Source organism: Streptomyces sp. NPDC008079, assembly GCF_042957385.1.
Classification (GTDB): Bacteria; Actinomycetota; Actinomycetes; order Streptomycetales; family Streptomycetaceae; genus Actinacidiphila.
Window position 1 is genome coordinate 156,007 of the sequence record NZ_JBIBIC010000010.1, and the last position, 13,731, is coordinate 169,737.

Annotated in this window: 11 protein-coding genes; 5 read left to right on the forward strand and 6 right to left on the reverse strand. The window is 72.4% G+C overall.

Going from position 1 to position 13,731, the window contains the following annotated elements:
• Positions 1–73 precede the first annotated feature (73 nt).
• Positions 74–292: an MbtH family protein gene (locus ACFZAM_RS21955; protein ID WP_188285961.1), complete on the reverse strand. Its 219-nt coding sequence runs from the start codon at positions 290–292 to the stop codon at positions 74–76.
• An 841-nt stretch (positions 293–1,133) separates the two neighbouring features.
• Positions 1,134–2,543, reverse strand: coding sequence for an SDR family NAD(P)-dependent oxidoreductase (locus ACFZAM_RS21960; protein WP_355333601.1), 1,410 nt, complete (start codon positions 2,541–2,543; stop codon positions 1,134–1,136).
• A gap of 307 nt (positions 2,544–2,850) precedes the next feature.
• Here ACFZAM_RS21960 and fahA point away from each other — a divergent pair, with 307 nt between their 5' ends.
• From fahA to glpK, 3 genes are all read left to right on the forward strand, one after another.
• Positions 2,851–4,089 (forward strand): fumarylacetoacetase, encoded by a 1,239-nt coding sequence (fahA, locus tag ACFZAM_RS21965; RefSeq protein ID WP_391048409.1) that lies wholly within the window; start codon positions 2,851–2,853, stop codon positions 4,087–4,089.
• Between the two features lie 256 nt (positions 4,090–4,345).
• A complete protein-coding gene (locus tag ACFZAM_RS21970; RefSeq protein ID WP_391048412.1) occupies positions 4,346–5,200 on the forward strand; it encodes an MIP family channel protein in 855 nt (284 codons plus the stop codon).
• Positions 5,201–5,341: 141 nt separating this feature from the next.
• Positions 5,342–6,859 (forward strand): glycerol kinase GlpK, encoded by a 1,518-nt coding sequence (gene glpK, locus ACFZAM_RS21975; RefSeq protein ID WP_355333263.1) that lies wholly within the window; start codon positions 5,342–5,344, stop codon positions 6,857–6,859.
• A gap of 135 nt (positions 6,860–6,994) precedes the next feature.
• Here glpK and ACFZAM_RS21980 read toward each other — a convergent pair whose 3' ends face one another.
• Genes ACFZAM_RS21980 through ACFZAM_RS21990 form a run of 3 tightly spaced genes read right to left on the reverse strand, consistent with a single transcriptional unit; the run spans position 6,995 to position 9,824 of the window.
• On the reverse strand, positions 6,995–7,549 hold the full coding sequence (locus ACFZAM_RS21980; RefSeq protein ID WP_391048415.1) for a hypothetical protein: 555 nt from the start codon (positions 7,547–7,549) through the stop codon (positions 6,995–6,997).
• Complete coding sequence (locus tag ACFZAM_RS21985; protein ID WP_391048417.1) at positions 7,546–9,108, reverse strand: ATP-binding protein; 1,563 nt, start codon at positions 9,106–9,108, stop codon at positions 7,546–7,548. The genes ACFZAM_RS21980 and ACFZAM_RS21985 overlap by 4 nt, the downstream gene beginning before the upstream one ends.
• The gene (locus ACFZAM_RS21990; RefSeq protein ID WP_391048419.1) at positions 9,105–9,824 is read right to left on the reverse strand and encodes a response regulator; all 720 of its coding nucleotides are present in this window, start codon (positions 9,822–9,824) and stop codon (positions 9,105–9,107) included. The genes ACFZAM_RS21985 and ACFZAM_RS21990 overlap by 4 nt, the downstream gene beginning before the upstream one ends.
• A gap of 162 nt (positions 9,825–9,986) precedes the next feature.
• Between ACFZAM_RS21990 and ACFZAM_RS21995 the strand changes: the two genes are divergently transcribed.
• On the forward strand, positions 9,987–10,895 hold the full coding sequence (locus tag ACFZAM_RS21995; protein WP_391048421.1) for a DUF3152 domain-containing protein: 909 nt from the start codon (positions 9,987–9,989) through the stop codon (positions 10,893–10,895).
• A gap of 173 nt (positions 10,896–11,068) precedes the next feature.
• Here the strand turns inward: ACFZAM_RS21995 and ACFZAM_RS22000 are convergent, their stop codons facing one another.
• Positions 11,069–12,268 (reverse strand): Ig-like domain-containing protein, encoded by a 1,200-nt coding sequence (locus ACFZAM_RS22000; RefSeq protein WP_391048666.1) that lies wholly within the window; start codon positions 12,266–12,268, stop codon positions 11,069–11,071.
• A gap of 398 nt (positions 12,269–12,666) precedes the next feature.
• Here ACFZAM_RS22000 and ACFZAM_RS22005 point away from each other — a divergent pair, with 398 nt between their 5' ends.
• A complete protein-coding gene (locus ACFZAM_RS22005) occupies positions 12,667–13,641 on the forward strand; it encodes an ABC transporter permease (RefSeq protein ID WP_391048668.1) in 975 nt (324 codons plus the stop codon).
• Positions 13,642–13,731: the final 90 nt, after the last annotated feature.

The following is a 13,731-nucleotide window of genomic DNA, read 5'->3' on the forward strand; positions in this document are numbered from 1 at the left end:
GAGGCGGCGGGAAGCGCGAGGGACGGGGTCGGCACCCGTCCCGACGAGGACGGGTGCCGACCCGGGATTCCGACTACCGGACGTCCGCCTCCATCGCGCGCACCAGGCTCGTGGGCCGCATGTCGATCCAGGACTTCTCGATCGCGTCCAGGCACTCCTGACGGGATCTCTCCGGGCCGTCCGCGTGCCAGCCGCCGGGTTGGTCGAGATGTGCGGGCCACAGGGAGTGCTGTCCCTCGTCGTTCACCAATACGACGAACCGAGCCGAGTCGTCGTCGAAAGGATTAACCATGGCCGCTCCACCTTCCCTCAGTTTTCCGTTTCTTCTCGCCGTACGGGCCCCGGTAAAGCGCGGGGCGGCACAGCCCTGTCCCTATTCGCATCATCGTCAGAGTACAACAGCCGACTTCTTCGGACGGAAAGACTGCCGGGAGGCCGACGATTGGCCGGTTTCACCTGTTGGGGGTACGAACTTCCTCCTCATCTGATTCAGATCGAAGAACCGGGGTATATAGGCCCCGACGACGACGGACATATTTTCGATTACCGGGTGCACCCCGCCCCGAACTGCGCCTTCTTCGACGGCGGCGGAGCAGACCGGCCGGGCCGTAGATAAATGCCAGGGCATCGCATCACGTAAAGCTCGCCGCCTTGGCGCCCGAAACGACGGCGCGGAATCGGCGGCGCTCGTTAATGGCCAAATCCGTACATCGGTAATCGACCGGGCGGCATCACGGATTATTCGGCAAGAGCGGCTGGCATAGGCCACCGGATTCGGTGATTCCGCTCCGCGGGGAATTCGCACGTCACAGGTGCGCGCCCGGAAATGCGCCGTGCGGGCGCCGGGTGTCGCGCGCCCCCCGCGCGCCGGTTGCACTCGGGGCACGGGAGGGGCGCGTGAGGGGCGTGGGAGCTGAGATCTACGACCTTGCGCGTACGGCGACGCGGACGCGCGTAGGCGGACTGCTCAGCATTCCTGGTACGCGCGGCGACGCGTGACCGCCGGACCGGCCGGACGGCCCGGTGCGGCCCGGTCCGGTCCGATGGGTCGTCGGCGGCAACGGCAGCAGCGGCAGCGGCAGCGGCAGCGGCAGCGGCAGCGGAAGCGGATGAGCGTCACCGCCCGCGCGGTGTCACCAGGCGGAGGGGGCGTAGTCCTTCAGGAAGCAGCCGTAGAGATCCTCGCCGCGTTCGCCCCGGACGACGGGGTCGTAGACGCGGGCGGCGCCGTCGACGAGGTCGAGGGGGGCGTGAAAGCCCTCGGCGGCGAGCCGGACCTTGTCGGGGTGGGGCCGTTCGTCGGTGATCCAGCCGGTGTCGACGGCGGTCATGAGGATGCCGTCGGTGTCGAGCATCTCCTGGGCGCTGGTGCGGGTGAGCATGTTGAGCGCGGCCTTGGCCATGTTGGTGTGGGGGTGGCCGGGGCCCTTGTAGCCGCGGCTGAACTGCCCCTCCATGGCGGAGACGTTGACGACGTACTTGCGGCGCGCCGCGGCGGCGGCCATGGCGGGCCTGAGCCGGCTGACGAGGACGAACGGCGCGGTGACGTTGCAGAGCTGGACTTCGAGGAGTTCGACGGGGTCGACCTCGCCGACGGTCTGCACCCAGGTGTTGGTGGGGTCGAGGTCGGGCACGAGCCCGCCCGCGTCGATGGCGGTGCCCGCTTCGATCCTGGCGAGCGAGGCGGAGCCGCTGACGAGCGCGAGGCCGGTGACGTCCTGCGCGGTGAGGGCGTCCTCGCGGCGCGGGGCCGGGAGGGCGGCCGCGGTCTGCGCGCCGCTGCCGAAGGCGCCGAAGACCTCGGAGGCGGGCAGTTCGCCCGCGGGCAGCGGCGCGGACTCGGCGGCGACCAGCTCGCGGTAGGCGTCCGGGGAACGGCGTACCGTCTGGGCGGCGTTGTTGATCAGGATGTCGAGCGGGCCCGCCGCCGCGACCGAGTCGGCGAGGGCGACGACCTGGGCGGGGTCGCGCAGGTCGATGCCGACGATCTTGAGCCGGTGGATCCACTCGTCGCTGTCGGGCATGGCCTTGAAGCGGCGGACGGCGTCGTTCGGGAAGCGGGTGGTGATCGTCGTGTGCGCGCCGTCGCGGAGCAGCCGCAGCGCGATGTACATGCCGATCTTGGCGCGTCCGCCGGTGAGCAGCGCGCGGCGCCCGGTGAGGTCGGTGCGCGCGTCGCGGCGGGCCCGGTTCTCGGCGGCGCACGACGGGCAGAGCTGGTGGTAGAAGGCGTCGACCTCGACGTAGCGGGTCTTGCAGACGTAGCAGGAGCGGGGCCGCTCCAGGATGCCCGCGATCTCCGTGCTGACGGAGGTGGTGAGCTGGATGCCGAGGGTCTCGTCGTCGATCCGGTCGGCGGCGCCGGTCGCGGTGGCCTCGGTGACGGCCTTGTCGTTGGCGGTCTTGGCCGCCCGGCGCTCCTGGCGGCGGCGCTGCTTCACCGACCGGTAAATGCCCGCGGTGGCCCGGCGTACGGCGATGGCGTCGGGGTGATCGACGGGCAGCGTGTCGAGCTCGCCGAGTACGGCGAGGCAGACCGCCATCCGCGCGGGATCGATGCCGGGCACGTCGGCGAAGCCCTCCACGGCCTCCGCAGCGTCCACGGCCTCCGCGCCGTCCGTGTCCTCGGCATCACCGATCGGTTCCTCGTAGGCCCCGTGGCCGTGAAGGTCCTGCGTTGTCGCCGTCATCCCGCCGCTGCTCTCTCCGTATGTGCCCATGCGATGCCCCCGCGTGCCCCGCCCCGGCCGAACTTTACGTTTGCACCGGTAGCAGCTCCAAACCCGGCCGCAGGACCCGGCGGTACCCTCGGGTCGTTTCCGCCGCGCAGGAGCCGCACCTGGAGGTCCGTTGAGCGCCAGCAGCCCGCTCGCCGTCCCGCACGACGCGCCCTTCGGGGTGCGCAATCTGCCGTACGGGGTGTTCAGCACCGCCGACGAGCCCGCCGCGCGGCGGATCGGGGTGGCGTACGGCGATCACGTCCTGGACGCGGGGGCCGCGGCGCGGGCGGCCGGGGCTCCCGCCGATCTGGCCGCCGCGCTCGGCGCGGACTCGCTCAACCCGCTGCTGGCCGCGGGCCGTCCGCTGTGGACGCGGGTCAGGGCGGCGCTGACCGCGTGGCTGACCGAGGACACCTACGCCGACGCCGTCGAGCCGTGCCTGCTGCCGCGCGCGGAGCTGACGATGCGCCGGCCGTTCGAGGTGGCGGACTACGTGGACTTCTACGCCTCGGAGCACCACGCCGCGAACATCGGCCGGATCTTCCGGCCGGGGTCCGAGCCGCTGACCCCGAACTGGAAGCATCTGCCGATCGGTTACCACGGACGGGCGGGCACCGTCGTGGTCTCCGGCACGCCGGTGGTCAGGCCGTGCGGGCAGCGCAAGGCGGCGGCCGATCCGGCGCCGGACTACGGCCCCTCGCGGAAGCTGGACATCGAGGCGGAGCTGGGCTTCGTCGTGGGCGCGCCCTCGCCGCTCGGCGGCCGGGTGGCGCTGGCCGACGCGGACGCGCACGTCTTCGGGGTGTGCCTGGTCAACGACTGGTCGGCGCGCGACCTCCAGGCGTGGGAGTACGTCCCGCTCGGCCCCTTCCTCGGCAAGTCCTTCGCCACGTCGGTGTCGCCGTGGGTGGTGCCGCTGGCCGCGCTCGCGCAGGCCCGTACCGACCCGCCGGTCCGCGACACCGAGCCGCTGCCGTATCTCGACGACCGCGCGGCGCGACCGCCGTACGGCCTCGACATCGCCCTGGAGGTACGGCTCAACGGGCATCTGGTGTCCCGGCCGCCGTTCGCCGCCATGTACTGGACGTACGCGCAGATGCTGGCGCACATGACGGTGAACGGCGCGAGCCTGCGGACCGGGGACTTCTTCGCCTCGGGCACGGTCAGCGGTCCCGACAGGGAGACCAGGGGCGCGCTGATGGAGCTGGCCTGGAACGGCGAGGAGCCGCTGGAGCTGCCGGACGGGACGCGCCGGTCGTTCCTGGAGGACGGCGACGAGGTGGTGATCAGCGCCACCGCGCCCGGCCCCGGCGGTGCGCGGATCGGCCTCGGCGAGGTCGTCGGCCGCGTCGAGCCCGCCCGCCCCTGACGCACACCCGCCTTCAGCTGACCGCGCCCCCGGACCGGCCGCGCCTCTAACAGACCGGTCGCCGCTTCCGCCGCCGCCACTCCCGTGTCCGCCTCACCTCTCTCACCACTCTCCCCCGTACGGCGCAATCCCATCCGGCACAGCCGGTTCACACGTGCTTCCGTGTGAAGGAGCATGCGGAGAGCAGAAGACGCATGGCCAAGAGCGGGACGAGCTACAGCCGGTCCATACGGCGGCCGGCGGGAAGCGGGAATCCATGGCGACACGTGCACGCTCAGGACTTCTGGGCGAACTGTCGGCGGAGTTCGTCGGGACGATGATCCTCATTCTGATCGGTGTCGGCGTCGTGGCCCAAGTCGTCGGCGGCGGCGCGCTGACCGATCCGAAGGGCGGTCTCGGCGACCATGACAGCATCGCCTGGGCCTGGGGACTCGGCGTCACCCTCGGTGTCTACGTCGCCGCGCGACTCAGCGGCGCGCACCTCAACCCGGCGGTGACGCTGACCCTGGCGGTGTTCAAGGGCTTCGACTGGAAGAAGGTCGCGCCCTACGCGCTGGCGCAGACCGCGGGCGCCTTCGTCGCCGCGCTGCTGGTGCGCTGGAACTACTCCGAGATCCTGGGCCACGCCGACCCGGGCCACACCATCAAGACGCAGACGGTCTTCGCCACCCTGCCGGGCAACGGCTCGCTGACGGCCGGTGTCCACGAGTGGGGCGCCTTCCGCGACCAGGTGATCGGCACGGCGATCCTGCTGATCCTGATCCTGGCGGTCACCGATGTGCTCAACACCGCGCCCCGCGCGAATCTCGGCCCGTTCATCGTCGGCCTGATCGTGGTCGCGATCGGCATGGCGTACGGCGCCAACGCCGGTTACGCGATCAACCCGGCGCGTGACCTCGGCCCGCGGCTGGCCAGCTACATCACGGGCTACAGCACGGCGTGGCGCGACCAGTGGGGGAATCTCTACTTCTGGGTGCCGATCGTCGGACCGCTGATCGGCGGCGTCCTCGGCGGCGCGATCTACAAGATCTTCGTCGGCCGCTTCCTGCCCGAGGCCCCGCCGGAGCCCCCGGGACGCGCCCCCGCCTCCGAGGCCGCCGCCGAGGTCTGAGCCCGCGGGTCCACGAGGTCCGTACACCCCCGCGGTCCGTACGCGGGGGTCACGTACACGGCGGCCGTGCGGACGGCGGTCACGCACACCGCGGTCACGTACACCGCGGTCCGGTACACCCACGAAAGGCAGGAAGCACCCATGGCGGACTTCGTCGGCGCGGTGGATCAGGGAACCACCAGCAGCCGCTTCATGATCTTCGACCACGACGGAAACGAAGTGGCCAAGCACCAGTTGGAGCACACCCAGTACCTGCCGAAGCCGGGCTGGGTGGAGCACGACCCGGTGGAGATCTGGGAGCGGACCAACGTCGCGATCCAGAACGCGGTGCGGTCGGCCGGTATCTCGGCCTCCGACCTCGCGGCGATCGGCATCACCAACCAGCGTGAGACCACCGTCGTCTGGGACCCGCGCACCGGTCGCCCGTACGGCAACGCGATCGTCTGGCAGGACACCAGGACCGACTCGATCGCCAAGGCGCTGGAGCGCGACGGCCACGGCGACCTGATCCGGCGCCGGGCGGGCCTGCCGCCCGCGACGTACTTCTCCGGCGGCAAGATCAAGTGGATCCTGGAGAACGTCGACGGGGTCCGCCAGGCCGCCGAGCAGGGGCACGCGCTGTTCGGCACCACGGACTCCTGGATCCTGTGGAACCTCACCGGCGGTCCGAACGGCGGTATCCACGCCACCGACGTCACCAACGCCAGCCGCACGATGCTGATGGACCTGGAGACGCTGGACTGGGACGAGGAGCTGCTCGGCATCTTCAACATCCCGCGCGCGATGCTGCCGACGATCCACGCGTCGTCGCACCCCGAGGCGTTCGGCACCACCCGCACCTCGCGCCCGCTGAGCGCGCCGATCCCCATCACGGGTGTGCTCGGCGACCAGCAGGCGGCCACCGTCGGCCAGGTCTGCTTCGCGCCGGGCGAGGCGAAGAACACCTACGGCACCGGTAACTTCCTGCTGCTCAACACCGGTACGGAGGCGGTCCGCTCCGAGCACGGCCTGCTGACGACCGTGGCGTACAAGTTCGGTGACGCCCCGGCGGTGTACGCGCTGGAGGGCTCCATCGCGGTGACCGGTTCGGCGGTGCAGTGGCTGCGCGACCAGATGCACCTGATCAGCGAGGCCGCGGAGAGCGAGCGGCTGGCGAAGACCGTCGAGAGCAGCGACGGGATCTACTTCGTGCCCGCCTTCTCCGGGCTGTTCGCGCCGTACTGGCGGTCCGACGCGCGCGGCGCCATCGTCGGCCTCGCCCGCTTCCACACCAACGGCCACCTGGCGCGGGCCACGCTGGAGTCCATGTGCTACCAGAGCCGCGACGTGGTCGAGGCGATGGAGCAGGACTCCGGCGTGCACCTGGACGTGCTCAAGGTCGACGGCGGTGTCACGGCCAACGACCTGTGCATGCAGACCCAGGCCGACGTCCTGGGCGTCCCGGTCAGCCGTCCGGTGGTCGCCGAGACCACCGCGCTGGGCGCGGCCTACGCGGCCGGTCTCGCCACCGGCTTCTGGCGCGACACCGACGAGCTGCGCGAGCACTGGCACGAGTCGCGCCGCTGGGAGCCCCAGTGGAGCGAGGAGCAGCGCGCCACGGGCTACAAGGGCTGGAAGAAGGCCGTGGACCGGACCCTGGACTGGGTCGACGTCGAGTAGTCCGGCGCCCGGGCGGCCCCCGGCTCTCCGCAGCCGTCCCCCGTACGCCCCGCCGGTCCCACGACCGGCGGGGCGTCCGCGTGTTCGCGGCCCCGACGTACCGGCCCAGCAGGCTGTACGGTCGCCCGCCGGTCGCTACGGGCAGCTCTCCACGAGCCGGGACAGCGCCCAGCCCGCGCCGATGACGCGGACGTCGGGGCTGGGCGACGCCGACCGCGGGGTCCCGGCGGTCGGGACGTCGGGGACGGCGGTGGGGACGGCGCTGGCCCCGCCGGGCGGCGCGGTGCGCTGCGGGCCCCCCGGATTGGCCGCCACTGTGCACACCACCTGGTCCATGGCCAGCGGCGAGAGGCGGTCGACGCCCGCGGGCAGGCGCACGACGGTGGTGACGCCGTCGAAGGCGATCACGGGCGGGCGCGGCAGGGACGGCAGTCGCGTGGTGAGCGTCGTCGGGTCGGCGTCGCCGGGGCCCGCGAACAGCAGCCGCAGCGCGACGACCGGACCGGCGCCGTCGGGCGCGCGGCGGGGAACCGCCCGCAAGGTGTCGTCGGAGAGGAAGTAGACGCTGACGCCGGGGGTCATGCCCACCGCGGGCTCCCCGGCCTGGATGACGCTGGTCGGCGGGACGCCGCAGGCCGTGAGCGCGGCGGCGGACGCCAGGCAGGCCAGCGGACCGGCGGCGCGCCTCATCGGACGTCCTCGCTTCCGAAGGCGGCGGAATCAGCGGAACCGGCAGAACCGGCGCGGTCCCCGGCGTCGGCGGTGCCCGCGGCCGAGTCGCGGCGCAGCGGCAGTTCGACGGTGAGGACGGAGCCGCCGCCGTCCGCGTTGCGGGCGGTGATCCGGCCGCCGTGCAGCCGTACGTTCTCGGCCGTGATGGCCAGGCCGAGGCCGCTGCTCTCACTGCGCGTGCGCGAGGTGTCCGCCTTGTAGAAGCGCTCGAAGATGTGCGGCAGGGCCGCCTCCGGGATGCCGGGACCGGCGTCCCGTACCTCGATCACCGCCCACGCTCCCCCGGCGGACCGCCCGCCGACCGCGCTCAGGGACAGCACCACGGGCGGCGCGCCGTGCCGCAGCGCGTTGCCGACGAGGTTGGCCACCACCACGTCCAGGCGGCGCGGGTCGACGCGGGCGCGCAGGGCGCCGGGCGCGGGCAGCCGGGTGTCGACCTCCGCCAGCCAGCCGCGCGAGACGAGGGTGCGGCGCACCGACTCGGCCAGGTCGATCTCGTCCAGGTTGAGCCGCGCGGCGCCCGCGTCGAAGCGCGACACCTCCATCAGGTCCTCCACGAGCCGGGCGAGCCGTACCGTCTCCTCGCTGATCAGGCCGACCGCGGTGGCCGTCTCGGGGTCGAGGCGGCCCGCGCCCTCGTCCAGCACGTCGGTGACCGAGGACATCGCGGCCAGCGGTGTGCGCAGTTCGTGCGAGACGTCGGCGACGAACCGCCGGGCCTGCGCCTCCAGCCGCCGCAGTTCGGTCACCGAGCGCTCCAGGGCGGCGGCCGTGTCGTTGAAGGACCGGGAGAGGTCGGCGAGTTCGTCGGAGCCGTTGACGGCCAGCCGTACGTCGAGGTGGCCCTCCGCCATCCGCCGGGTCGCGCGGCGCAGGGCGCGTACCGGGCGCAGCACGCCGCGCGCGGCGAAGAGCGCCAGGACGACCGCGAGGACCACGGCCCACAGCGCGGCGTCCTTGATGGCGGTGATCATGGCCTGGACGTACGCCTGCTCGGTGTCCTGCGGCACGATCAGGTACATGACGAGGCCGGAGAGCGTCAGCGACTGGTTCTCGGCGGCGCGGTACGCGACCGGCAGGCCGACGACGAGGACCGGGCCGTCGTCGGTGCTCACCCGTTGGAAGACCGCGGCGGCCTGGTCGCGCACCGACCCGAGGAGTTCGGGGGTCAGCCGCTCGAAGGCGTTCTCCGGCGCGGATCCGGCGCGGCGCTCCCCGTACGTGGCAAGGACCTGCCAGCGCTGCGACTGGTGGGCCCTCGCGACCTGGATGACCAGCGAGTCCATCGCCGCCTGGTCGGGCTCCGCGGGGATCGCGGGGGCCAGCGCGTCGACGCTGTCGCGGAACTGCCGGATGACCGCGTCCTGGCTCTGCTGGAGCACGCCGGTCCGCGCCTCCCTGAAGGCGAGGGCCCCGGTGCTCAGCGCGCTGACGACCGCGACCAGCACGAAGGCGACCACCAGCCGGGTGCGCAGCCCGCGCAGCGCGAGCAGGGCCCTGGAGACGGCGGACCTCATGGGGTCGGCTGGAGCGGCCGCGCGTACGGCGCGCGGAAGCGGTAGCCGAAGCCCCGTACGGTCTCGATGTAGCCGGACCCGGCGCCCGGTCCGCCGCCGAGCTTGCCGCGCAGCCGCTTCACGCAGGCGTCGACCAGCCGGATGTCGCCGTGGTAGCTGTGCTCCCAGACCGCTTCCAGGAGTTGCTGGCGGCTGAGCACCTGTCCCGGCGAGGCCGACAGGGTCAGCAGCAGCCGCAGTTCCGAGGGGGCCAGCGGTACGGGCTCGCCGCGCAGGGAGACCCGCAGCCCGGCGCGGTCGATGGACAGGTCGCCGTGCGACTCCTGCCGGGGCCTGGTGCCGTCGGCGCCGGGTGCGGCGATCCGGCGCAGCACCGCGCGTATGCGGGCTTCGAGGACGCGGGCCTGTACCGGCTTGACCACGTAGTCGTCCGCTCCGGCCTCCAGGCCGACCACCACGTCCACGTCGTCGCCGCGCGCGGTCACGATGATGATCGGGACCTGGTCGTGCTCGCGTATGCGACGGCAGACGTCGAGTCCGGCGATGCCGGGGAGCATGAGGTCGAGCACGACGACGTCGGGCCGGAAGGGGCGCAGGTGGCTCAGGCCCTCCTCACCGGTCGCGGCGGCGAGGACGTCGTGTCCCTGGTGGCGCAGGGCCAGCTGCACGCCCTTGCGGACCGCGGGGTCGTCTTCGACGAGCAGAACGCGGGGCATGCAGGTCAGTATGCGTGAGGTCCGGGCGGCCAGGGCCGTGAGAGGGGCTCGGCCGGGCAGCTGTTACGAAGGGGTCATACAGCGGCCGTCCGCCGCCGTGGTTACGCTTTCGTGATCTTCCGGGCCAGGGGCCATCACACGCGGACCGCAGTGTGAACAGCCATGCACCGGGAGAAGAAACGGAAATCGGCGGGGCGGGCGGGGGGCGGCGGCGCCCGTACGCGGCGTTCCCTGGCGACCCTACGGCGGCGCAGGCGACGGCGGACGACGTACACGCTCGGCACGCTGGCGGCGGTCGGGGTGGCCGGGGCGCTGCTGGTCGCCGCGCACGGCGGGAAGGACGGGAAGGGCGGCCACGCGGCGGACGGGGCTACGGCGGGTTCGCCGCCCGCCGCCACCGAACCGGCGAGGACGCCGGCGGCGCCTTCCACGTCACCCGCCGGGCGGGCGCCCGCGTCCGCGCCGTCGTCCGCACCGTCATCCGCGCCGTCGTCCGCGCCGTCGTCCGGCACCGGAGGCAACGGCGTCTTCGACACCGCCCAGGCGTCGGGGACGTCGGTCGGCACCGGCACGCTGCGCCGCTACAAGGTGCAGGTCGAGCAGGGCACGGGCGTCAGAGCCGCCGACGCGGCGCGCGAGATCGAGAGCATCCTCGGCGACCGGCGGAGCTGGATCGCCGACGGCCACGACGCCTTCCAGCTCGTCTCCGGCGGCCGGTACGACTTCGAGGTGAAGATCGCCAGCCCGGACACCGTGGACCGGATCTGCGGGGCGGCCGGGCTGCACACCCGCGGCGAGGTCAACTGCGATGTCGGCGACCAGGTGGTGGTGAACCTCAAGCGCTGGCGGACCGGTTCGCCGCAGTTCCCCGGGCCGCTCCACGAGTACCGCGCCCTGATCGTCAACCACGAGGTGGGCCACCGCATCGGGCACGGCCACGAGGGGTGTCCCGGCGCCGGGCGTCCGGCGCCCGCGATGATGCAGCAGATCGACGGACTGCACGGCTGTGTGGCGAACGCGTGGCCGTACGACGCGCACGGCACGTATCTGGCGGGACCGCCGATGCCCTGACATCGATGTCCGCACCCGGTGTGTCCCGCGCGGAACGGCCCCGGAACGCCTGAGCGTTCCGGGGCCGCGATCCATTCGTCAACCACCCGGGACCCGTTCGTCAACCGCCCGGGACCCGTTCCCCGGGCCGCCCGGGACGCGTGTCCGGACGGTCGGGGACCGTGGTCCGAGGGTCAGTTGGCCACCCAGGTGGCCCAGGACATGTTCCAGCCGTTGATGCCGTTGCTCGGGTCGATGACCTTGTCGGGCGAGTGCACGACCTCGACGACGTCACCGATGAGCGAGTGGCTGTAGAACCAGGCGGCCGGGGTGTCCGGGTCGCCGCCGCCCTTCACGTCGTGCAGGCCCACGCAGCCGTGGCTGGTGTTCTCGTGTCCGAACACCGACACCGGGCGCCAGTAGTTGCCGTGCGCGAAGGTTCCCGAGTCGGACAGCCGCATGCCGTGCGGCACGTCCTTGATGTGGTACGAGTTGCCGAGGCCCACGGTGCGGGAGTCCATGTCCACCACCGGGTCCTTCTCCTCGATCACCATCTTGCCGTTGTACGTGGTGTGCTGGGGGTCACCGAGGCTCGCCGGGTACGTCTTGTACAGCTTCCCGCCCCGGTAGATCTTCAGCGTCTTCGCGGTGTTGTCGGCCACCGAGGTCTGCGAGCGGCCGATGGTGAAGCTCACGTCCTTCGACTGCTGGCCGTAGACACCGGGCGACATCTGCACACCGTTGAGGTTCATGTGCAGCGTGACCTTGGTGCCGGGCGCCCAGTACCTCTCCGGCCGGAAGTCGATCCGCTGGTTGCCGAACCAGTGGCCCTCGACGGGCACCTGCGGGTCCGCCGTGACGGTGATCCCCTTGTGCGTCGCGGCCTGGTCGGCGACCGGCTTGTTGAAGCGGATCGACACCTCCATGCCCACGCCGTACGTCGAGCCCGGATCCACGTTGAACACGCCGTAGTTGACGGCCTGCGGCTTCAGCGTGGTGAACGACGACCGCTGTACGGTGCTGCGCCCGGCCGAGTCCACCGCCTCCGCGTTCACGGTGTACTTGGTCGCGGTGCGCAGAATCCCGGACGGCTTCCAACTGGTGCCGTCCGCCGATATCGCGCCGTCGACCGGCCGGTGGTCGGCCGCGTCGGTCACCGTGATCTTCACCAACTTGCCCTTGGCGGCCGTGATCTTGAGCGCGCCCGTGGTGTCCACCCCGGTCGCGCCGTCCTTGGGCACGATGCTCAGCGCCACCTGCGAGGCAGGCGTCGTCGTGGCGCCGCCCGACGCCGAACCCTTGCCGTCCTGCTTTCCCTTGTCGGTCGACGCGCCCGCGCTCCCGCTGCAGGCGGTCGCCCCCAGCAGGACGGCGCCGAGCGCCAACGCCAACATCCCCTTCGCCACCCGCCGCTTACGCGAGCCCTGAGCGGCGGTGTCAACCGCCGTTGCCGTGATCAATCGAGTCTCCCCATCTCGCCGGTCGCACTATAGGAGAGTACGACCGCCCCAGCGGTTGCAGGTGCCGCATGACTGATACCCAACCCTTAGGCGGCGGTCGGGCGTACGCCGAACGGGTTGCCGGGACGGGCGCCGTGGGCGCGCCCCGGCGACGGACGCCGACGCGGAGCCGAGGATTTGACGACTTCGGCCGGGCTCATGGCCCCGGCGTACCAGAAGGGCGGACAGCGTTGACGGGCACGGGGAGCAGTCGGGTGGTACTCGACAGGCCGGGCAGGCACGGCATCGTGGAGGAGTTGCGGGACGCGATCACATTCAGGGCCGTCCTGGTCATGCTGGGCGTGCTCCTGCTGCAACTGGGCTTCGCGCTGTCCTACATGGGCGCCTTCCACTCGCCCAAGCCCCACCGGGTGCCGATCGTCGTGGTCGCACCGCAGGCCGCGGCGCGGGACGCGGTGGCCCGGCTCAACGCCCTTCCCGGTGAGCCGGTGCACGCCGTCGCGGTCGCCGACCGCGCCGAGGCCAGGGCCCGGCTGCTGGACCGGCGCACCGACGCCGCCGTCGTCGTCGACCCGCGCGGGACGACGGACACGGTCCTGGTCGCGTCCGCGGGCGGCCCCTCCGCCTCGGACGCGGCGACCCAGGTCGTGCGGCTGGCGGGACAGGCGCAGCACCGTGAGGTCGTCGTACGCGACATCCGCCCGCCGGTGAAGGGCGACTCGCGCGGCCTGTCGTCCTTCTACCTCGTCCTGAGCTGGACGATCGGCGGCTATCTGGCCGCGTCCGCGCTGAACATGGCGGCCGGGTCGGCGCGCCCCACCCTGCGCCGCGTCCTGGTGCGGCTGACCGCGATGCTGCCCTACGCCTTCGTCTCCGGCATCGGCGGCGCGGTGATCGTCGGTCCCGTCCTGCACTGCCTGCCCGGCGCCTTCTGGGACCTGGTCGGCATCGGCACCCTGATCGTGTTCGCCTCGGGCGCGGTGGGCGTCGCCCTCCAGTCGGTGGCGGGCACCATCGGCCTCGGCCTGACCATCCTGATCTTCACCGTCCTGGGCAATCCCAGCTCCGGCGGGGTCTATCCGGCCGCTCTCCTGCCGCCCTTCTGGCGGGCCATCGGCCAGATCCTGCCGCCGGGCGCCGGGACGACCGTGGTCCGCAACACCGTCTACTTCGACGGGCACGACATCACCAGGTCCCTGTGGATCCTGGGCGCCTGGGCCTTCGGCGGCATCGTCGTGTCGGTGCTGTCCGCCGCCCTGCGCGACCGTCGCCGCCCCGCCCCCATGCCCCTCCCGGCGACGGTCTGACCCTCGGCCGCGTCCTCATGGCGATGCTCGGCCTGGACTCGCTCCGCGGGGCCATGTTCCTGTTCCGGGGGCCGAACCGCCTCACGCCCT